Source organism: Comamonas sp. UBA7840, from assembly GCF_002501455.1.
GTDB classification, from domain to species: domain Bacteria; phylum Pseudomonadota; class Gammaproteobacteria; order Burkholderiales; family Burkholderiaceae_C; genus Comamonas; species Comamonas jiangduensis.
The window spans coordinates 140488-160971 of the sequence record NZ_DLTI01000028.1 but is presented as its reverse complement, the minus strand read 5'-3'; the positions used below and the strand labels follow the sequence as shown (position 1 = coordinate 160971).

The following is a 20484-nucleotide window of genomic DNA, read 5'->3' as shown; positions in this document are numbered from 1 at the left end:
GCGCAGTGGGTATAGGCTTAGAAGCCTTTTTGGCCTCTAGCGCTTATCCAGTCTGCGCAAGCAGCTATGAAGTTTTATGCGTTCTCAGGGTGCAGCAGGCGCGAGATCAAGCCGCCTTCGACCGGGCCTTCCACGGGAATGCGCACGCGCACGGGGTTGCCCGCAGCCACTTGCACGGGCTCACCATCCAGGTTGAACATCTGCTCCAGCTTCATGGTGCGGTTGCCTGTGGGGTGGATGATTTCGATCATGTCACCCACCGAGAAGCGGTTCATGGTTTCGATCTCGGCCATGCCGTTCTCGTAGCCACGCACCGTGCCCACAAAGTGGCTGCGCTGCAGCACCGAGGTGCCGGTTTCGTAGTTCTGGTAGTCGTTGGCGGGGCGGCGCTCCAGCAGGCCACCGGTGTAGCCACGGTTGGCCAGGCCTTCCAGCTCAGTGATCAGGTGCGGGTTGAAGGGGCGACCGGCCACGGCGTCGTCAATGGCGCGGCGGTAGGTTTGCGCGGTGCGGGCCACGTAGTACAGGCTCTTGGTGCGGCCTTCGATCTTGAGCGAATCCACACCAATCTTGGCCAGGCGCTCTACGTGCTCGATGGCGCGCAAGTCCTTGGAGTTCATGATGTAGGTGCCATGCTCATCTTCCATGATGGGCATCATCTCGCCGGGGCGGCCTTTTTCTTCTAGCAGGTAGATGGCGTCGGCCTTGGGGTGGCGCTTTTGGTCGCCGCAGGTGCTGCTGAACTGGTTGTCCAGGTCGTTCTTGGCGTCTTCAAAGTTGAAGCCCTTGTCCATGGCCTGGCCCAGCGCTTCACCCGTGTTGGGGTCCACATCGGCGCCGTGGGTCTTGTATTCCCAGCGGCAGGCGTTGGTGCAGGTGCCTTGGTTGGGGTCGCGGCGGTTGAAGTAGCCCGACAGCAGGCAGCGGCCCGAGTAGGCGATGCACAGCGCACCGTGCACAAACACTTCCAGCTCCATGTCGGGGCATTCCTGGCGGATCTTTTCGATCTCGTCCAGGCTCAACTCGCGCGACAGGATGATGCGTTCCACGCCCATCTTCTGCCAGAACTTGACGGTGGCGTAGTTGGTGGTGTTGGCCTGCACGGACAGGTGAATCACGGCCTCAGGCCACTTTTCTTTGACCATCATGATCAGGCCGGGGTCGGCCATGATCAGCGCGTCGGGCTTCATGGCGATGATGGGCTCGATGTCGCGCAGGTAGGTGCGGATTTTGTCGTTGTGCGCAATGACGTTGGACGTCAAAAAGAACTTCTTGCCGCGCTGGTGGGCTTCTTGGATGCCTTGCGCAATCTGTTCCATGCGGAAGTCGTTGTTGCGCGCGCGCAGGGAATAGCGCGGCTGGCCAGCGTAGACAGCGTCGGCGCCAAAGTCATAGGCGGCGCGCATTTTTTCAAGCGAGCCGGCGGGAAGCAGCAGTTCAGGGGCTTTCATAGGGGGCTTATTTTCCTTGATTGGCGTCAGTCCGTCACGGCACTGGGGACATGTACCTGCAGTCAACGTGGGACAGCGCTGGGTGCTTTTAATAAAAGAGCTGCTTGCGCTGAATAAATAAGGACTTCAGGTAGATATCTATCTGAAGTCCTTGCAAAACCAGCGCTAAGCGCTATACAAAATATTTAGTCCTGGGGGCGGAAGCCGAAGGTGAACTCGGAAGGCACCTTGCCGTTGGTGTCTTTGGGCAGGGTCTCGGTCTTGTGCAGGGCGCGCACCACGGCGTCGTCCCAGGCCTTGTTGCCGCTGGATTTGACCAGTTGCACCCCGGTGATGGTGCCGTCGGGCGCCGCACGCACACGCACTTCGGCGCGTGGGTTGCCGCTGACCACATCGGGATAGACGATGTTGGGTTTGACCTTGGCCGCCACGCGCGCGCCGTAGCCCGCAGAGTGACCCGCCGTGCCACCGCCAGTGCCCTTGCCGCCGTTGGGGCCGCTGCTCTTTTCGGCCGAGCCGCTGCCGCCCGAGCCTGCCAGGCCTGCCATGGCGCGCAGGTTTTCCTGGCGCATGCGCTCCAGTTCCTTGGCGGCCTTGGCCTCTTGGGCGGCTTGCTCTTTTTTGCGCTTGTCGTCGGCAGCCTTCTTTTCGGCTTCAGCCTTGGCCTTCTCAGCCTTTTCTTTTTCGGCTTTCTCGGCTTTTTCCTTTTGGGCTTTCTCAGCCTTGTCGCGTTTTTCCTTCTCTAAACGCTCTTTCTTTTCCTGCTCGGCTTTCTCGCGCTTTTGCTGCTCCAGCTTTTCGCGCTTGTCTTGCTCGATCTTGTCTTTGCGCGCTTGCTCGGCCTTCTCTTTGTCGAGCTTGGCTTTTTCCTGTTTGGCTTTTTCGGCTTTTTCCTGCTCTGCCTTTTCCTTGGCCTTTTGGGCCTCCAGCTCACGCTGCTTTTTCAGCTCGGCTTCCTTTTGCTTGCGCTCTTGCAGCGCCAGCTCAGCATCGCGCTGGGCCTGCAGCTCTTGCTGGCTGGGCTGGGGCGGCGCAGGGGGTGGGGGGGGCAGCGGAACCGGCTCGGGTTCCGGCTTGGGCGCTGGAGTGGGTTCGGGCACCGGGGCAGGCGGTGGCGTGGGCGCGCGTGGCGCCGCTTGCTCAAAGTTTTCGGCCCACAGCTCAGCCTCGACGGCAGCTTGCTCCACCGCATCGGGAGGGCTCACTTTCCATACGAAGGCACCCACCAAAATGGCGTGCGCCAGCAATGCCATCACCCAGTTGCGCAGTTTTTTGGACTGCCGGGGAGGGGCAAATGGGTCGTGATCGAGGCGAGAAGACATGGAGGACAACAAGGCGGTGAACGAAGCGCGTAAAAAAATTATTTGGCGGCGGATTTCACGCCGAGCGCCACGCGCTTGACGCCCGCAGCTTGCAGCTCGCCCATGGCCGTCACAACGGCTTCATAGGTCAGGCCTTTGTCGGCCTGGATCATGACCGCACTGTCTTCCGGCTGGTTGGACTGCCAGGTCGCCGCCACCACTCCGAGCTCTTGCAGCGAAACGGCCTGCTCGCCATTGGGGGTTTTGATGCGGATGCTGCCATCGGCGTTCATCAGCACATGGGCCACGTTTTTGACGGCAGGTTTGGTGGACTTGCCGGCACTGGGCACATTGATGGCGCCGGGCGTGAGCATGGGCGCTGTCACCATGAAGATGATGAGCAGCACCAGCATCACGTCGATGAACGGCACCATATTGATTTCATTGACGGTGCGGCGACCGCGACCTCGGGAGCTGGCTGCTGGCATGTGATGCTCCTGCCTTCAATAGCCTGAAGCCGTGGCGCTGGCAGAGGGGCCACTCACATTGCGCTGCAAGATGTTGGTGAACTCTTCCATGAAGGTCTCTTGGCTGTTGGCAATCCGGTCAATGGTGTTGGCATAGCGGTTGTAAGCGGTCACTGCGGGAATGGCGGCAAACAGGCCCATGGCGGTGGCCACCAGGGCTTCGGCAATACCGGGGGCCACGGTGGCCAGGGTGATTTGCTCCATGTTGGCAAAGCCGGTGAAGGCGTGCATCACGCCCCAGACCGTGCCAAACAGGCCCACATAGGGCGAGACCGAACCAACGGTGCCCAAAAAGGACAGGCCGGACTCCACTTCGTCCATTTCACGCTGAAAGCTGGCGCGCATGGCACGGCGTGTGCCGTCCATCAAGGTGCCGCTGTCGTTGATGCGGCGCTCACGCAGTTTTTTGTACTCGCGCATGCCGCTGGCAAAAATGCGTTCCATCGGGCCGCCGTTTTTGGCGTTTTGCGTGGCGCTGTTGTAGAGGTCGTTGAGGCTTTGGCCCGACCAGAAATCTTGTTCAAACGATTCGTTGAACTGGCGCACCTGCTTGAGGGCCTGGGACTTGCGAAAAATAGTCGCCCAACTTGCTACGGAGGCGACGACCAAAATCAACATGACCAATTGCACCACCCAGCTGGCCTGCAAAATAAGGCTGAGGATGGACATGTCTTGGCTTGCGTTCATGAGAGTTTTTCCACGATGGAGTTCGGAATACGGGCAGGGCGCATGGTAGTGGCATCGACCCAACCAATGCGAATGCTGCCTTCACATAACAGCTGTGGCGCTTGATCGGATGACACAGGCCGCAAAAAAGCTTGCTGCGCGATGGTGAAGGACGCGCGGCCTGCCGATTGCAACACAGCGCTCACGTCGATCATGTCATCCAGACGCGCAGGTCGGAGATAGTTGATCTCGGCCTGAGTGACCACAAACATACCACCGACTTCATCGCGCAGTTTTTGCTGCTCTATGCCCAGGTTGCGCAGCCATTCGGTGCGTGCCCGCTCAAAGAACTTGAGGTAGTTGGCATAAAAGACGATGCCGCCGGCGTCGGTATCTTCCCAGTACACCCGGATGGGAAAGGTGAAGGCCATCAAAGTTCCCTTGCGTTACTGAAAAAGCTTTTGCATGCGGCGTACGGCCTCCTGCAACTGCTGCATGGAGTTGGCGGTCGAAAAACGCACATAGCGGGCGGTGTCTGCCGTGCCAAAGTCGCGCCCCGGCGTGATAGCCAGGTGCGCCTTCTCCATCAGTGCATAGGCAAACTCCCAGCTGTCTTTAACGCCCAGCTTGGCACACAGCGGCGTGCAATCTGCCCAGGCGTAGAAAGCGCCGTCGGGCATGACATCGATGCCAAAGCCCAACTCTTTCAGTGCAGGCAGGAAATAGTCGCGGCGCGCCTTGAACTCTGCGCGGCGTGCTTCAAAAATTGCAATGCTCTCGGGGCTAAAGCACGCCAGTGCCGCATGCTGCGCGATGGTGGAGGCGCAGATGAACAGGTTCTGCGCCATGCGCTCCACCACGGGCACCATGGCCTCGGGCACCACCATCCAGCCCAAGCGCCAGCCAGTCATGTTGAAGTATTTGCTGAAGCTGTTGATGGAGATGATGTCGTCGCTGATGGCCAGCGCGCTGTGGCTAAAGGCCTCTTCGTAGGACAGGCCCAGATAGATTTCATCGACGATGGTGATGCCGCCCTTGGACTTGACCACGTCATGGATGCGACGCAGTTCAGCCGGATCAATGGAGGTGCCGGTGGGGTTGGATGGCGAGGCCAGCAGCACGCCACGGGTTTGTTCTCCCCAGTGCGCGGCCACTTGGTCTGCGCTGAGCTGGTAGCGCTCTGCCGCACTGGTGGGAATCAGTTTGGCCACGCCTTCTGCTGCGCTCACAAAGTGGCGGTTGCAGGGGTAGCTGGGGTCGGGCATGAGGATTTCATCGCCCGCTTCAATCAGTGCCAAACAGGCCAGCTGGAGCGCAGCCGAGGCACCTGCCGTAATCACGATGCGCCGCGCAGGCACATCCACACCAAAGCGTGTGTGGTACCACTGGCTGATGGCTTCGCGCAAAGGCCCAAGGCCCAGCGCATTGGTGTACTGGGTGCTACCTGTCGTGATGCAGCGCTGCGCGGCGGCTTGTACTTGCTCGGGGGCGGTGTAGTCAGGCTCGCCGATGTTCAAGAAGATCATGGGCTCGGGGCCGCTGGCAACTTCTTGGGCCAGTTGCTGGGCGGCTTTGGCCACTTCCATGACGTAAAAGGGATCGATCTTTTCGGCGCGCGTAGAAAACTTCATGGGCAAGCAAAGCGCAAAGCGCTGTCACGTTGGAATTCACACAAATGCATATAAAAAAGGCAGCGGCCTGCTGGGCGCGCTGCCTTTTGCAAGGAGCCAATATTAGGCGGTTTTGCCGGCCTTGTCGGCTTCTACTTCGGTAGCCCGCAGCTCGGGAGCCAGTGCATTCAAGATGCCGTTGACGTACTTGTGTCCGTCCGTGCCGCCAAATTCCTTGGCCAGCTCAATCACTTCATTGAGCACAACGCGCCATGGCACATCCATGCAGTGCATCAGCTCATAAGCGCCAATCCACATACAAGCGTGCTCTATGGGCGACAGCTCTTGCAGCTTGCGGTCCAGCTTGGGCGTGATCAGTGCGTTCAAGTCTTCTTCCAGCTTGATGCAACCATGCAGCAGCGCGTCATAGTGCAGCGCATCGCACTTGTGAAAGCCAGCCAGGTCACGGGTGAACATATCGATGGATGTGGCATCGTTGCGGCCCACGATGTGCTGGTACAAGCCTTGCAGCGCAAATTCACGCGAACGCGTGCGCGGGGCTTTGGAAGCCGCCTTGCGTGCGCCGGTGCTGGTCAAGCCCGTGCGTTTGATGCGGGAAGGGCTGCTTTTGCCAGCCGGTGCGGATGCGTATTCGTCGCTCATGATTTTTTCAGAGTGTGGAGCAGGGTGGCCATTTCGATGGCCACACGCGCTGCGTCCAGACCTTTTTCGGTCTGGCGGGCAATCGCTTGCTCGAGGTTTTCGGTGGTGATGATTGCGTTGGCAATCGGAAGCCGGTAGTCCAGACTCAGGCGGGTGACGCCTGCGCCCGATTCGTTGGCTACGAGCTCAAAGTGGTATGTCTCCCCACGAATGATGCAACCCAGTGCGATCAGGGCATCGTAGCCGCCACGCTCGGCCATGGCTTGTAGTGCCACAGGCACTTCGAGTGCGCCGGGCACCATGACATGGTCGATGTCTGCGTCTTGCACGCCGGTGGCCAGCAGCTCTTGGTGGCAAGCTTGGGCCAGTGCATTGGTAATGCCTTCGTTCCAGCGGGCTTGGACAATGCCAATACGCAGTCCTTGACCGTTCAGCGAGGTGGCAGCGCCTTTGTCAGCGTTCAGCATCTTGGTTATTCCTTGGTGATATAGCCGGTGATTTCCAGACCGTAGCCGGCCATGCTGGGCATGCGGCGTGGCTGGCCCATCAGTTTCATTTTGTGCACGCCGCATTCGCGCAGAATTTGTGCGCCAATGCCGTAGGTGCGCAGATCCATGCGGCCCCGCTCAGGCGCCTGTGCAGAGCGGGCACTGCCTTCAAACTGCGCCAATAACTGGTCTGCGCTTTCGCCGCAGTTGAGCAGCACGGCCACGCCCTGGCCTTGGGCGTTGAGGTATTGCAAGCTGGTGTCCAGTCCCCAAGAGTGCATGGAGCGGTTGACTTCCAGCGCATCCAGTACAGACAGGGGTTCGTGTACGCGCACGGGCACTTCGTCTGTGTCGCTCCAGGAGCCTTTGACCAGGGCCATGTGCGCCGATTGGCTGGGCTTGTCCTGGAACAGGTGGGCCGTGAACTCGCCCCATGGGGTTTGCAGTGAGCGACTGCCCACTTTCTGCAGCAGCGATTCATTGCGGCTGCGGTACTGAATCAGGTCCGCAATAGTGCCAATTTTCAGGCCGTGTTCTGCAGCAAACAGCTGCAGATCAGGCAGACGGGCCATGGTGCCGTCGTCCTTCATGATTTCGCAGATGACGGAAGACGGGGTGCAGCCAGCCATGCCGGCCAAATCACATCCAGCTTCAGTGTGGCCGGCGCGGATCAGCACGCCGCCATCTACGGCTTGTAGCGGGAAGATGTGACCGGGTTGTACCAGGTCGGTGGGCTTGGCATTCGCAGCCACCGCAGCTTGCACCGTGCGTGCGCGGTCAGCAGCGGAAATACCGGTGGTGACGCCTTCGGCAGCTTCGATGGAGACAGTAAATGCAGTGCTGTACACGGTGCCGTTGCGTGCTGCCATCGGGGGCAGCTTGAGGAATTCGCAGCGTTCACGGGTCAGCGTCAGGCAAATCAGGCCGCGGCCAAACTTGGCCATGAAGTTGATGGCTTCAGGCGTGACGTGGTCGGACGCCAGTACCAAGTCACCCTCGTTTTCGCGGTCTTCTTCATCGACCAAGATGACCATACGGCCAGCACGCATTTCGGCAACGATGTCTTCCACCGGCGAAATCTGCACGGGTGTGAGTGGGGTGTTCATGGGGTGTCGTTCCTTGGATTTGCCTGTCGGGTTGCCGCCAGCACGGCCTTGGTATGGGCACCCGCCCAGCATGCGTGGTGCATGCGTCCAAAGAACATGTGTGCAGACGTCATCCGTCGCTAATAGCCATGCGCCGGATGGTGCTGGCTTCTGTGGAAAGCTGCCATTTTAGTGCTTTGTTGCGAGGGTGCAGAGATTGACCTGCTGCGCTGGGTCAATTTTCAGGGTCTTGCAAGCTGACATTCCCGTTGGGGTAGGCCACGCAGGGCAGTACACAGCCTTCGGCTTTTTCTTCCGCGGTCAAACCGGGCCAGTCAATTTGGTAGTGCACGCTGCCAGATCGGATGTGCCCCAAACAGGTGCGGCATGTGCCGTTGCGGCAAGAGCTGGGCCATCGCAGGCCGCCCATCTCGATGGAGTCGAGCAGGGTGTCGGTTGCCCATGCATCGCATTGCTGGCCGCTCGGTTCAAGTTTGACGGTAAATAGTTCAGGTGACAGAGGTGTGCTCACGGTTTTCCCAGGGCGGACGATCGATATGGGCAGGGATTGTCGCCGCATACGCGCTGACCAGTAGCTAGTGTGCAGAGTGCTTAAAAAATAGGCAAAGAACTTCTGGGCCTTGTAGATCAAGTACTTGTGCGGTCATCAGGGTCTATCGGATGGCTTATCCACATGGTTGTCCAGTCAATTTGGGGGCAACTGCCTGTTAGCTGCAGGTGTTCAAGGCGTGGCTGAGGCTGCTGTTACGAGTTGCGCAGATTGATGAAAAAACAGTCAGATTTTATTAATTCTTTTAAAAACAATAACTTGGTTTTGTTGTTGCTTGCTTTTCGTTAGGTTGTCCACAGGATTGTCAAGAGAAATGCGTGCTAAGTGTTGCCGTGGTTTGTGGCTGTGATGAAAAAATGTGCAAATGCCATCGGGGTTTGTAAAACAAGGGCTTAGCGCAGTTGTTTACAGGCCTGCAAAGTTTGTCCACATGCTTGTGCCGTGTTGCCGTGGATAAGCGCGTTGAGCCCCAGAGTCGCATCGGCGAACGCGAACACCAGAGGCTGTGCGTACAGTGCTCCACCCATGACAGGTCAAGCACGCATTCATACAAGCATGCATACAAACTAAGGAGATGAAGATGCAAAAATTGTCGTTTGAGGGGCAGGTGGCCATCGTGACGGGCGCCGGTGGTGGTCTGGGGCGCGAACATGCACTGGCTTTGGCGCGCCGGGGTGCCAAAGTGCTGGTCAATGACTTGGGTGGTGCGGTGGATGGCTCTGGCGCCAGCGTGTCTGCGGCGCAAAAAGTGGTCGATGAAATCCGCGCGATGGGTGGCCAGGCCATGGCCAATGGCGCCTCGGTCACGGACTTCGCGGCCGTGCAGGCGATGGTGCAGCAGGCGGTGGACGCCTGGGGGCGCGTCGACATTTTGGTCAACAACGCAGGCATCTTGCGCGACAAGAGTTTTGCCAAGATGCAAATGGAAGACTTCCGCTTGGTGGTGGAGGTGCACCTCATGGGCGCGGCCAATTGCTGCAAAGCTGTGTGGCCCCATATGCAGGCCCAAAACTACGGGCGCATTGTTATGACGACCTCTTCCTCGGGGCTGTATGGCAACTTTGGCCAGAGCAACTACGGCGCGGCCAAGATGGCGCAGGTGGGGCTGATGCAGACGCTGGCGATTGAGGGTGCCAAACACAATATCCATGTGAATGCTTTGGCGCCGACAGCGGCCACGCGGATGACGGAAGGTTTGATGCCGGAAGCAGTGCTCGCAGCCCTCAAGCCAGAAGCGGTGGTGCCTGCCATGCTGGTGCTGGCACATGCCGATGCGCCCACGCGCACTATTTTGTGTGCGGGTGCTGGCGGCTTTGAGGCGGCGCACATCACGTTGACGCAAGGCGTGTATGTGGGGGCCGGCGAAGATGCCGCTGAGCAACTGGCTGCGCAACTGGGCGCGGTGACAGACCGCACGGGCGAGCAGGTGCCACAAAGTGGTGCGGCGCAGGGGCAGCTGGAGGTGGGCAAGGCGATGGCCGCACAGTCAGCCACTGTCTGATAGACACGGCTATTTAGCCGTTACAAAGTCAGTGTGCAATCACGTGCTGCGGCGGCACAGCCGCCACGTGGTTATGCAAGCGCGGTGTGTCACATCAAAAAGCATGTCTCTATCATCACTGTGTGTGGGAGAGGCATGCTAAGGTTGTCCCCCGTTTTTTTGAACGCAACAGCCGAAAAGAATGAATTCCAAGCCCAAGCCGTCGCTATTTCCCGCAGCCGAGCGTCTGTCCGGTATCCGTCGCGGTATTGAAAAAGAAGGCTTGCGTGTGCTGCCTACGGGCTTTTTGGCACTGACACCGCACCCTGCGGGCTTGGGCTCTGCCCTCACGCACCCGCACATCACCACCGACTACAGCGAATCGCAGCTGGAGCTGATCACTTCAGCGCATCTGGGCGTGCAAGAGTGCCTGGATGAATTGCAGCAGGTGCACCAATACACGCTGCGCAGCATGGCTGCTTTGGGTGAAGAGATGGTGTGGGCATCCAGCATGCCCTGTGGCCTGCCCACCGATGAAACCATTCCCCTGGGGCGCTATGGCTCTTCCCACTCGGGGCGTTCCAAAAGCGTCTACCGCATGGGGCTGGGTCACCGTTATGGCCGCCGTATGCAGACCATTTCGGGCATTCACTACAACTGGTCCATGCCGGGCGTCAGCAGCGAAGAATATTTCGCCTTGATCCGCAACTTCCGCCGCCACGCGTTTGTGCTGCTGTATTTGTTTGGCGCATCGCCAGCCCTGTGCCCCTGCTTTGTGGAAGGCCGTGAGCACCGTTTGCTGCCGCTGGGCGATGGGCAAAAAGCGTTGTATTTGCCCTATGCCACCTCGCTGCGCATGGGGCGTCTGGGCTACCAAAGCGATGCGCAAGCATCGATCAACGTCAGCTACAACGGGCTGGATGGCTATGCCGACTCGCTCTACCAAGCATTGACCCAACCCTACCCTGCGTACGAGCAACTGGGCATTCGCAACCCGGGCGGTGACTACAACCAGCTAGGCACCAGCTTGCTGCAGATTGAAAACGAGTTCTACGGCACCATCCGCCCCAAGCGCACCACCTATAGCGGCGAGCGCCCCTTGCATGCTTTGCGTGAGCGCGGTGTGGAATATGTGGAAGTGCGTTTGATGGATCTGGATCCATTTGAGCCCGTGGGCATCAACGCATCCACCATGCGGATGCTGGATGTGTTCTTGCTGCACTGCCTGCTGACCGACAGCCCCAACGATTGCTCCGAAGAAATCACCCAGCTCAAGCACAACCAGCACCTGGTGGCAGAGCGCGGCCGTGAGCCCGGCTTGATGCTGCAGCGCGGCAACGAAAAAGTGCTGCTGAGCAGCTGGGCCCAGCAGGTGCTGGACGAGTGCCTGCCCTTTGCGCAGGCGCTGGATGCCACCCACGGCACCAATGCGTACAGCGAGGCCCTGGCCTTGGCGCAGTCGCGTGTGGCGCAGCCCGAGACTACGCCGTCTGCCCGTGTACTGGATCATACGCACCGCCTGCACGGCAACAGCTTTACGCAGTTTGGTCTGACCCAATCGCTGTGGGTGCGCGAGCATTTGCTGAGTCTGCCGTGGACGGACGCCCAACAGGCGCAATGGGCGCAACTGGCTGCAAAGTCCGAACAAGACCAGCGCGCCATTGAGGCTGCGGACACGGGCACTTTCGAAGCGTGGCGCCAGCGGTACATGGATCCTGCGGCGCTGGGTTAACACCCACTCAGCGCGCTTGCTGTGCCCGGCTTGCTCTGGCGGCGCGTAAGCGCTGCTGCACCGCGTGTTTCACGCCGCCTTGCTGTGGGCATCGGGCATGCTGGCGGTAGATTTGTCTGTTATCTCTAACATCCACCTCCGCTTTGCAATGCTGTGCCAGCGGCGCTGCACAGGCTTTGCGGATTGCGCATAGGTGGTTGGGGGTTGAAAAATAAGAGCTGCTAGCGCTGGTGAAATCTAGGTTTAAGATATAAAACACTTGCAAACCAAAGTTTTGCATACGCTGGCTGCTCTTGTTTTGTGTGAAACATCACTGCTGCCGTGCGGGCATGCATGGCCTTGATGTCATCCGACTGTCACAGTGTTGACATTTTGTAGCACTAAATTGGCAAGCACTCCATGTTGAGATGTTTGCTGCTATGTCGCTCCCTGCCTCTTCTTTAGCTCCCGTATCCGTGGCGGATGGGGTAGAAAAATCACCGCTACCCGCGCTGCGTACCCAGGGTGGCATGCTGCGCAATTGGCCTGTGGCCACCAAGATGGCGGTCGTCTTTGGCGGCCTGCTGCTGTGCGGCGTGCTGGTGGCTGGTGGTTTGATTGCCTACCTGCAGCAGGTGGAGCAGGGCGCAGCAGCCAGCTTGCAACGGCACGATGATGGCATTGCCCGGGCCCAGCAGTGGCAGGCCCTGACCCACCAAGGCGTGGAGACGGCACTGGCCAGCGTGCTTTCCTCCGAAGAAAGCGTGATTGCCGCTTTCGCCGGCAAAGCGCGCGACAACCTGGCGCAAGCCCATGACTTGCTGCAGACCATGACGCTGCAGGGCAGCTTGGGGGAGCAGTTGGCCGTGCAAGAGGCCGCGCTGCGCGAAAGCTATGCGCAAACTTTCAAAGCCCGGGATTTGGGCATGGCCTGGGAGGCGGAGCGGCTGGTCAAAGCATCGTTGCAACCCGCCGCGCAGCAATATTTGCAAACCCAAACGCAGTGGCTGGAGCAGCTGCAGCATGCGCGCCAGGCCGCGCAAGAGGCGGCAGCGCAGGCGCGCCAGTCGGCGCAGTTGTGGGCGCTGGCGGTGTATGCCGTATTGCTGGTGGTGGGGGTGTGGATTTCGGTGGCCATCACGCGCTCCATCACCCAGCCCTTGGCGCAAGCTGTGGTGCTGGCGCAAGCGATTGCGTGCGGTGATTTGACGGAACAGGTGACTGAAAACCGCAAGGATGAAATGGGCAGTTTGCTGCGCGCTTTTGCCAGCATGGGCCAGCAGCTGCACAGCGTGGTCGCGCAGGTGCGCAGCGGTGTGGGCCATGTCACGCAAACGGCCAGCCACTTGGCGCAAGGCAATTCCGAGCTGGCGCAGCGCACCCAGCACACCGATGCGCAGCTGCAGTTGGCGGTTACTGGGATTGAGCAAATCAGCCAGCAACTGGCGGATTCGGTGGCCAACGCCGGGCAGGCGCACCAGTTGTCCGCCTCGGCTGCGCAGTCGGCCAGCGATGGCGGTGCTGTGGTGCAGCAGATGGTGCACAGCATGGATAGCTTGCGCGCCCAAAGCGCGGAGATTGCCGCCATCACCGGGGTGATTGATGGGATTGCGTTTCAGACCAATATCTTGGCGCTCAACGCGGCGGTGGAAGCCGCGCGTGCGGGCGAGCAAGGCCGGGGCTTTGCCGTGGTGGCCGCCGAGGTGCGTGCTCTGGCGCTGCGCAGTGCCGATGCGGCGCGGCAGATCAAAACCTTGATTACCAGCTCGTTGGAGCAAATGGAGTCGGGGGCCGGGCTGGCGCAAGACGCCGGTCAGCGCATGCAGCGCATCGTGCGCGATGTGCAACACGTCAGCAGCCTGGTGGGGGGCATCACCCTCAAAGCCCAGGAGCAAAGCCAGGGCATGGCGCAGTTGCACACCACCATGGTGGCGCTGGACGGCATGACGCAGGACAACGCCCGGCTGGTACAAGCCAGCAGCCAAGCTGCTGCCAGCTTGCATGCGCAGGCCGGTCACCTGGCTGAGCAAGTGGCCGTCTTCAAATTGCAGGACGCAAGAAAACTGATAGCTTAGAGCGCTGGTGTATCAAGCGCTAGAGCCGTTTTTGGTTCTTTTATTTTTGTTTGCGGCGGCGCAGAGCGTACTGGCCGACAAAGGCAGCACCCAGCACCAGCGAGAACCATGCAGGAATGCGGGCGTGCTCAAACAGCTCGCGGGTGGGCGTGGCGGACATGAAGTGCGGTGCGATGATCAAAATCAAACCAATCAGCACCAAAATCACGCCGCGCACCAGCATGTCGTTGTTCAAAGGGTGGGCAGATGGTTTGGGGCGTTGGGAGGACATGATCGGGCGTTGGGGACGAGATAACAGCTTGCGATTATCCTTGCTGCCCTTCGCTCCCCGATAACAAGAACGTCAGAAAGCCCTTCGCCATGCAGATGATCCAATGGTTCCCCGGTCACATGAATTCCACGCGCAAGCTCATTGAAGAGCGTGTGAAAGACATTGACGTGGTCATTGAGGTGCTGGATGCGCGCATTCCCGGCTCCAGCTTCAACCCCTTGCTGCAAGAGCTCACGGGCCACAAGCCGCGCATGAAGCTGCTGAACAAGCAGGACGTGGCCGATCCCGTCAAAACCCAGCAATGGCTGGACTGGTACAACGCCCAGCCCGACACCCGCGCGATTGCCATGGATGCCGAAGAAGTGGCCCCGGCCCGCCGTCTGGTGGAGACATGCCGCCAGTTGGCGCCCAACCGTGGGGGCATGGCCAAACCCATGCGGGTGCTGATTTGCGGGGTGCCCAATGTGGGTAAATCCACCTTGATCAACACCATGAGCGGTAAAAAACAGGCCAAGGCGGCCGACGAAGCCGGTGTGACCAAGGATGAGCAGCGGATTGTGCTGGATGCCGACTTTTACCTGTGGGACACGCCGGGCATGCTCTGGCCCCGCATCTCGATAGCGCAAAGCGGCTTTAACCTGGCGGCTTCGGGCTCTGTGGGGCGCAATGCCTACGACGAAGAGCTGGTGGCGCTGGAGTTGCTGCTGATCTTGCAAAAGCACTATCCCCAAAACTTGGAAGACCGCTTCAAGCTGGGGCTGGGCGTGGCGCAAATTCAGGCCTTGCATGACGATGAGTTGCTTGAGGCGATTGGCCGCAAGCGCGGCTGCGTGATGAGTGGCGGGCGTGTGAACCTGCAAAAAGCGGCGGAGATTGTGATTACCGACTACCGCACCCATATGCTGGGACGCATCACCTTAGAGACGCCTGAAGAATTTGAGCAGTGGGCTGCAGTGGCTGCGGTGGCCGATGCCGAACGCCAGGCCAAAAAGGATGCGCAGGCCCAAGCCCGTAAAAAAGGGCGCAAGCCGCGCTGAAAACAGCATTTCTACCTACGCCGCGCGGAGCGTGGGTGTAGCAGGCTGTGAGCAATCTTTGGCTCCCAGTTGTTGCCCATAGCCTTCGCTTCGATGTTCACCTTCGCGCAACCTCACAACACCCGTTCTTCACCTGCGCTGGCGTATGCACGTATTGGGGCTGTACTCATCAGCATCTGGTATGGCGGCATGGGCTGGTTGACCACCATTTTTGCGGTGCAGGGGAGCAACCGCTGGTGGGGCGGCCCTTTGGCCACCTTGATTGCTGGGATTGCACTGGTTCTGATTTGGCGCGGTCATTGGCGCTGGGCAGCCCGTTGGCTGGTCGTGGGGGCTGTGGCGCTGACCAGTTTTTTTGCCTGGGACTTTGCGTTTCAGCCCTCGACCAGCTTGCTGGTGTTGACGGTGCTGGTGGTATTCGCCGCCTGGACTTTGGGCATGGTTGAGGCCAGCATCGCCGCAGTTGCGGTGATCTTGCTGGGTATCGGATTGATTTACTGGGGCTATATCGACTGGGCACAGATGCTGTCCGTCAGCTACGTGCTTTTTTTCTTGCTGGGCATCACTGGGCTGATGCTGCAGGGCTACCGCAGGCACCTGGAAGACTTGCGCGAATCTTTGAGCACGCTGGAGCAGCACAAGCAGCAACTCCATGTGCTGTACCAGGCGGTGGAGCAGTCTCCCGACAGCATTTTGGTGGTGGATTTGCAGGGCCATGTGATTTACGCCAACCCTGCCTATGAGGAGCGTACGGGGTACCTGCGCAGCGAGGTCATGGGGCTGCCCTCACGGCAAGTTTCTTTGACGGGGCTGACGCAGGAGCAGTACCAGGAGATGCGCCAAACCGTAGAAACCGGCCAGGTTTGGCAAGATACGGTGCGTAACCGGCTGAAAAATGGCGACATCGTGGTCGATGATGTTCGGATTGCCCCTGTGCTGAATGCGCAAGGTCTGGTGAGCTATCTGGTGGAGAACCGCCACGATATTTCGCAGCGCCTAGAAGCGGAAAACCGCATCTTGCATTTGCAAAAGCACGACAGCGTAACCCAGTTGCTCAACCGGCATGCCGTGCAAGAGCTGCTCGATGAGATGCTGGTTGCACTGCAAAGTGGGCAGGGGCCGCAACGTTATGGGGAACACCACGACTGGCACGCCTTGCTGCTGGTGGAAATTGATCGTTACCAGAACTTTGAAATTACGCGTGGCCGTGGCTGGATGGACGCTTTGGTGCAGTCGTTTGTGCAGCGGCTGCGCGCCGTGGCCCCCAGTGTTGCCAAACTGGCGCGCATTCGCATCAGCCAATTTGCGGTCATCGTGCCTGCGGTGGGGCAATCCCGCTATGGGGCGCGCATGCACACCTATTCGGTGGCGCAGGAGTTGCAAGAGGGTTTGCGTATGACCCAAATTACCAGCCTGGCTGAAGGGCCAGAGACGGTCAAACTCAGTTGCAGCGTGGGCTTTACCGTGTTCCCTTTTGTGGAGGAGGGGCTGAGGACCGACAGTGCAGACCATGTGCTGCGCCGCGCCAGCGTGGCGTTGAGCCAGGCTTTGCATCAAGGCGGTGGGCAGGTGCATTCCTATTCAGAACTGCTTGATGAGTCCATCCAGCGGCGTATGCAGGTGGAAAAAGAGTTGCTCGTCGCGCTGGACGAAGGGCAGTTGCAGGTGTTTTTGCAGTCTCAGGTGGATATGAATGGCCGTGTGGCAGGCGCGGAGGCCTTGGTGCGCTGGAAGCACCCGGTCAAAGGGTTGATTACGCCGGGCGATTTCATTCCGGTGGCGGAAAGCTGTGGCCTGATTGTGCCGCTGGGCGACTGGATGATGGAGCAGGTGTGTTTGCTGCTCAATGATCCGCGCGTGCAAGCCCAAGGCTGTGGGCTGTCGGTCAACGTCAGCACGGTGCAGTTTCGCCAGCCGCAGTTTGTGGACAAGGTGCGCGATGTGCTGCAGCGCACCGGTGCTCCCGCGCAGCAGCTGACGCTGGAAGTGACCGAGAGCCTGTTGCTCAACGACGTGGAGGGCACCATTCGAAAAATGGTGGCTTTGCGCGCATTGGGCGTGCAGTTTGCCTTGGACGACTTTGGTACAGGCTATTCATCCTTGGCGTATCTGATGCGTTTGCCGATTCAGGAAATCAAACTCGATCAGGCGTTCATTCATGATTTGGCCCCCATGTCCGAGCACAGTGTGCTGGTGCAGGCGCTGCTGATGGTGGCCAGCTCCAAAGATCTGCGCGTGGTGGCAGAGGGGGTGGAGCAAGCCGCCCAGGCAGAACTGCTGCAAGCGTGGGAGCCCAGCATCTTGTGCCAGGGCTACTTGTTCAGTCGCCCGGTACTGGCCCAAGATTGGTTGCTCAATCCGCAGTTGGGCATGACCAGTTGAAGGTGGTAAGGCGGCGGTGCTGCGCATGGGGCGCAGCGAAGGGAGCGCAGGCGTGGTGGCTGGCTTATTCCACGCGGATATGGGCCTGCTCAATCAACACGCCGTTGAGCGCATAGTCTTTGCGCACCGCAGTGGCAAAGTCCTCTTGCTTGGAGGCCCGGGGAACGTTGTCCAGGTTGCGCAGGCGCTGGCGCATCTCGGGGCTGAGCACTATCCGGTTGACCTCGGCATGAAAGCGCTCAATCACTGCGGGTTCGCTATTGCGAGGTGCGTAGAAGCCAAAGAGCGAGGTCTGGTTGGCTTTGTCAAAACCCAGCTCGCCCAGCGTGGGCGTGTCTTTGAACGCAGGCACCCGCTGAGGGCCTGTGGTTGCGAGTACGCGCAGCTTGCCTTGCTCAATCAGTGCATTGATGGGCGCAAAAGGGTTGGCCAGCAGCAAATCGAACTGCGCGCCAGCGGCGTCGGTCACCAATTGGCTGCCGCCTTTGTAGGGTACGTGCACAAACTTGCCGCCAGTTGCGCGGATGAGCTGCTCCACCATGATGTGCGCCAGCGTGCCGTAGCCTGAAGTGGCCACGCTGACACCTTGGCGCGTCTGGGCTTGCGCCAGCACATCGGCAAAGCTGCGGCCACGGAAGGCAGTGGTTGCCAGCACATAGACGGGGGCATACATCACGCTGGCAACCGGGATGATGTCGTGCATCGGGTCGTAAGCCACCTTCATCAGATACGGGTTGAGCGTGAGCGGGCTGATGGCACCAAACGCAAAGGTGTGCTGGTCATCAGCCTTGGCAAGCTCTGCCATGCCAATGGTGGCGCCGGCGCCCGGCTTGTTGTCCACCACAAAGGGCTTGCCCAGCGTCTGGCCCATCTGGTCGCCAAACATGCGTGCCACCACATCATTGATGCCGCCGGCGGGGTAGGGAACAATCAGGCGAATGGGTTTGCTGGGCCAAGTGGATGCAGCGGCATTCCCCTTGGCCGCACTGGCCAGTGATGGCAGGCCAGCAGCGACAAGGCTGGCGCCTGCCAGCAGCAGGTGGCGGCGCTGAATGGGGTTGCGGTGTGTGATGTTCATGCAAATTCTCCAGCCATAAAAAAACCGCGCCTTGGCGCGGTTTGGGCAAGTGGACGCTTGCTTAGCGCTTTTGTTCGAACCAGCGGCGAGCCAGGGTGTCCCAAAAGTGCGAACCCAGCTCGATATTGTCGTCGTTGAAATCATAGCCGGGGTTGTGCAGACCCACGCCGGGCTGGCCATTGGGGCCGTTGCCAATCCAGCCATAGGCGCCGGGAACTTCTTCCAGCATGAAGCCAAAGTCCTCTGCAGTCATGGCAGGGGCAATGTCGGGGAAGGCATTGTCCGCGCCCACCATCTCTGCCATCACTTCGCCCATGAAGCGTGCTTCATCGGCGGTGTTGGTGGTGTTGGGATAGCCAGGCTTGTGGATGTAGGTGGCTTCACACAGGTGCGCAGCCGCCACGTGGCTGGCAATGCGCTTCAAGCCATCCACCATGTATTCCTGTGTGGACTTGCTCAGCGTACGCACGGTGCCGTAGATGGCACATTCATCAGGGATGATGTTTTCCACGGTGCCGCCTTCGATCTTGCCGATAGTGAGCACCGCGCTGTCCAGCGGGTCTACGCCGCGCGAGACCAAGGTCTGCAACTGGCTGACGATGGCGCAGGCGACAGGGATGGGGTCCAGCGTTTTGTGGGGCATGGCCGCATGGCCGCCCTTGCCGCGCACGCGGATCTCAAACCGCAGGGTGGACGCCATGATGGGGCCAACGCGTACAGCCATCTGGCCTTGGGGCAGCGAGGGCCAGTTGTGCAGGGCAAATACAGCATCGCACGGGAAAAGTTGGAACAGGCCGTCGTCCATCATGGCCTTGGCACCTGCGCCGCCTTCTTCGGCGGGTTGGAAAATCAGGTGTACGGTGCCGTCAAAATTGGGGTTCTTTGCCAGCAAGGTGGCCGCGCCCAGCAGCATGGTGGTGTGGCCGTCGTGGCCGCAGGCGTGCATTTTTCCGGGTACGCAGCTGGCATGCGCGGCACCTGTGGTTTCTTGCACAGGCAGGGCGTCCATGTCGGCACGGATACCGATGGAGCGCCCGGGATTGTCTTTGGAGCGGCCTTTGCCGTAGATGGTGGCAACCACGCCGGTTTTGCCCAGACCGCGGTGCAGGGGCAGGCCCAGTGCCTGGAGGTAGGCCGCAATCTTGTCGGCCGTACGGTTCTCTTCGTAGCGCAACTCAGGGTTCGCGTGCAGATCGTGACGGAAGTTGAGCAATGTCCCCAAATAAGGGGTGATGTCGTTGGCGGTATTCATCAGTTGGGGTGGCTGGCACAGCTTCGTGCACCAGTCACTGATACGTAGGAGAAACCATTATGGGTCTTGCCAGACGGGTTGTCTGCCCTGGTGGAATGTAATCAAGTGTGGCAAGGTCTTTGGGTGTGTGCTGATTTTTTCTTCTAAGTTGTTGATTGTGAATAAGTAGTTGCGATGATGGGATTTTCAATGGGCATGCGGTGGCGAAATTGAATCATTCCAAACTTGCATCAATCGCGCGTGGGTTGATGCGGTGATGCCTGTTTTACTTCGGTGCGGCTGACCAGTGCGGGTACCAAGCGCAAGATGCCATAGGCCAGCAAGGCACTGAGGACGGCGGTAGCTTCCTCGCCCATGCCCGCCGCCACACCAATGGCGGCCGTCAACCAGATGCCTGCGGCGGTGGTGAGTCCCTTGACTTGTGGCAAACCTTGGGCGCTGGTATTTTCTTTCAGGATGGTGCCGGCCCCGAGAAAGCCCACCCCGGCAATCACGCCTTGCATGACCCGGCTGGCCTCATTGGCCTGCGCGCCGGTTTGCAGCGCAATCATGACAAACATGGCCGATCCCATGCACACCAGCATGTGGGTGCGCACCCCGGCGGCTTTGCCGATCGCTTCGCGCTCCCAGCCCAACAGGCCGCCCAGCAGGGCTGCCAGACACAGGCGCATCACGATGCGCGTGGCCTGTGCGGGATCGGGAACATCAGAAAACTCGGCCACTGCGGTGTGGGCCACTTGCTGCCACCAGTCTTGCATGGCCTGACTCCTTGGTTGAGATGTAATTCCCCCATGGTGCAGGCAAGTCGCAAAAGGCCGTGTGCGGAATCTCGGCCC

19 protein-coding genes are annotated in these 20484 nt (G+C 59.7%); 5 read left to right on the top strand and 14 right to left on the bottom strand.

Annotated features, from left to right (window positions below):
- Positions 1–74: 74 nt before the first annotated feature.
- The 10 genes from yegQ to B3R00_RS12335 form a co-directional block, all read right to left on the bottom strand.
- Positions 75–1451 (bottom strand): tRNA 5-hydroxyuridine modification protein YegQ, encoded by a 1377-nt coding sequence (gene yegQ / locus B3R00_RS12380; RefSeq protein ID WP_376747619.1) that lies wholly within the window; start codon positions 1449–1451, stop codon positions 75–77.
- Between the two features lie 185 nt (positions 1452–1636).
- The gene (gene tolA, locus B3R00_RS12375; protein ID WP_286999276.1) at positions 1637–2773 is read right to left on the bottom strand and encodes a cell envelope integrity protein TolA; all 1137 of its coding nucleotides are present in this window, start codon (positions 2771–2773) and stop codon (positions 1637–1639) included.
- Between the two features lie 38 nt (positions 2774–2811).
- Positions 2812–3240 carry an ExbD/TolR family protein gene (locus tag B3R00_RS12370; RefSeq protein ID WP_219162336.1) on the bottom strand — a complete coding sequence of 143 codons (429 nt, stop codon included), beginning with the start codon at positions 3238–3240 and terminating at the stop codon, positions 2812–2814.
- A 15-nt stretch (positions 3241–3255) separates the two neighbouring features.
- A complete protein-coding gene (gene tolQ / locus B3R00_RS12365) occupies positions 3256–3966 on the bottom strand; it encodes a protein TolQ (RefSeq protein WP_219162335.1) in 711 nt (236 codons plus the stop codon).
- The gene (ybgC, locus tag B3R00_RS12360; protein ID WP_286999275.1) at positions 3963–4376 is read right to left on the bottom strand and encodes a tol-pal system-associated acyl-CoA thioesterase; all 414 of its coding nucleotides are present in this window, start codon (positions 4374–4376) and stop codon (positions 3963–3965) included. Before ybgC ends, tolQ begins: the two co-directional genes overlap by 4 nt.
- Before the next feature lie 15 nt (positions 4377–4391).
- Entirely contained in the window at positions 4392–5576 is a 1185-nt protein-coding gene (locus B3R00_RS12355; RefSeq protein ID WP_286999274.1) for a pyridoxal phosphate-dependent aminotransferase, read from the bottom strand.
- Positions 5577–5678: 102 nt separating this feature from the next.
- Positions 5679–6218, bottom strand: a complete 540-nt coding sequence (gene nusB, locus B3R00_RS12350; RefSeq protein ID WP_286999273.1) for a transcription antitermination factor NusB — start codon at positions 6216–6218, stop codon at positions 5679–5681.
- A complete protein-coding gene (gene ribH, locus B3R00_RS12345; protein ID WP_286999272.1) occupies positions 6215–6685 on the bottom strand; it encodes a 6,7-dimethyl-8-ribityllumazine synthase in 471 nt (156 codons plus the stop codon). The genes nusB and ribH overlap by 4 nt, the downstream gene beginning before the upstream one ends.
- A gap of 5 nt (positions 6686–6690) precedes the next feature.
- Entirely contained in the window at positions 6691–7812 is a 1122-nt protein-coding gene (gene ribBA, locus B3R00_RS12340; protein ID WP_286999271.1) for a bifunctional 3,4-dihydroxy-2-butanone-4-phosphate synthase/GTP cyclohydrolase II, read from the bottom strand.
- Between the two features lie 214 nt (positions 7813–8026).
- Positions 8027–8323, bottom strand: coding sequence for a 2Fe-2S iron-sulfur cluster-binding protein (locus tag B3R00_RS12335; protein WP_286999270.1), 297 nt, complete (start codon positions 8321–8323; stop codon positions 8027–8029).
- Between the two features lie 619 nt (positions 8324–8942).
- On the opposite strand from B3R00_RS12335, the gene B3R00_RS12330 reads away from it, so the two are divergent.
- From B3R00_RS12330 to B3R00_RS12320, 3 genes are all read left to right on the top strand, one after another.
- The gene (locus B3R00_RS12330; RefSeq protein ID WP_286999269.1) at positions 8943–9863 is read left to right on the top strand and encodes an SDR family NAD(P)-dependent oxidoreductase; all 921 of its coding nucleotides are present in this window, start codon (positions 8943–8945) and stop codon (positions 9861–9863) included.
- A gap of 181 nt (positions 9864–10044) precedes the next feature.
- On the top strand, positions 10045–11574 hold the full coding sequence (gshA, locus tag B3R00_RS12325; RefSeq protein ID WP_286999268.1) for a glutamate--cysteine ligase: 1530 nt from the start codon (positions 10045–10047) through the stop codon (positions 11572–11574).
- A 419-nt stretch (positions 11575–11993) separates the two neighbouring features.
- The gene (locus tag B3R00_RS12320; RefSeq protein WP_286999267.1) at positions 11994–13628 is read left to right on the top strand and encodes a methyl-accepting chemotaxis protein; all 1635 of its coding nucleotides are present in this window, start codon (positions 11994–11996) and stop codon (positions 13626–13628) included.
- A 40-nt stretch (positions 13629–13668) separates the two neighbouring features.
- Here the strand turns inward: B3R00_RS12320 and B3R00_RS12315 are convergent, their stop codons facing one another.
- Entirely contained in the window at positions 13669–13899 is a 231-nt protein-coding gene (locus tag B3R00_RS12315; protein ID WP_286999266.1) for a hypothetical protein, read from the bottom strand.
- Between the two features lie 89 nt (positions 13900–13988).
- Between B3R00_RS12315 and ylqF the strand changes: the two genes are divergently transcribed.
- Positions 13989–14936, top strand: coding sequence for a ribosome biogenesis GTPase YlqF (gene ylqF / locus B3R00_RS12310; protein ID WP_257469062.1), 948 nt, complete (start codon positions 13989–13991; stop codon positions 14934–14936).
- Between the two features lie 93 nt (positions 14937–15029).
- The gene (locus B3R00_RS12305; protein WP_286999265.1) at positions 15030–17318 is read left to right on the top strand and encodes a putative bifunctional diguanylate cyclase/phosphodiesterase; all 2289 of its coding nucleotides are present in this window, start codon (positions 15030–15032) and stop codon (positions 17316–17318) included.
- A 64-nt stretch (positions 17319–17382) separates the two neighbouring features.
- Here B3R00_RS12305 and B3R00_RS12300 read toward each other — a convergent pair whose 3' ends face one another.
- The 3 genes from B3R00_RS12300 to B3R00_RS12290 all read right to left on the bottom strand — a co-directional run bounded on the left by B3R00_RS12300 (position 17383) and on the right by B3R00_RS12290 (position 20406).
- Entirely contained in the window at positions 17383–18396 is a 1014-nt protein-coding gene (locus tag B3R00_RS12300; protein ID WP_286999264.1) for a Bug family tripartite tricarboxylate transporter substrate binding protein, read from the bottom strand.
- Between the two features lie 61 nt (positions 18397–18457).
- The gene (locus B3R00_RS12295; protein ID WP_286999263.1) at positions 18458–19648 is read right to left on the bottom strand and encodes a M20 aminoacylase family protein; all 1191 of its coding nucleotides are present in this window, start codon (positions 19646–19648) and stop codon (positions 18458–18460) included.
- A 230-nt stretch (positions 19649–19878) separates the two neighbouring features.
- Complete coding sequence (locus B3R00_RS12290) at positions 19879–20406, bottom strand: MgtC/SapB family protein (RefSeq protein WP_286999262.1); 528 nt, start codon at positions 20404–20406, stop codon at positions 19879–19881.
- Positions 20407–20484 lie beyond the last annotated feature (78 nt).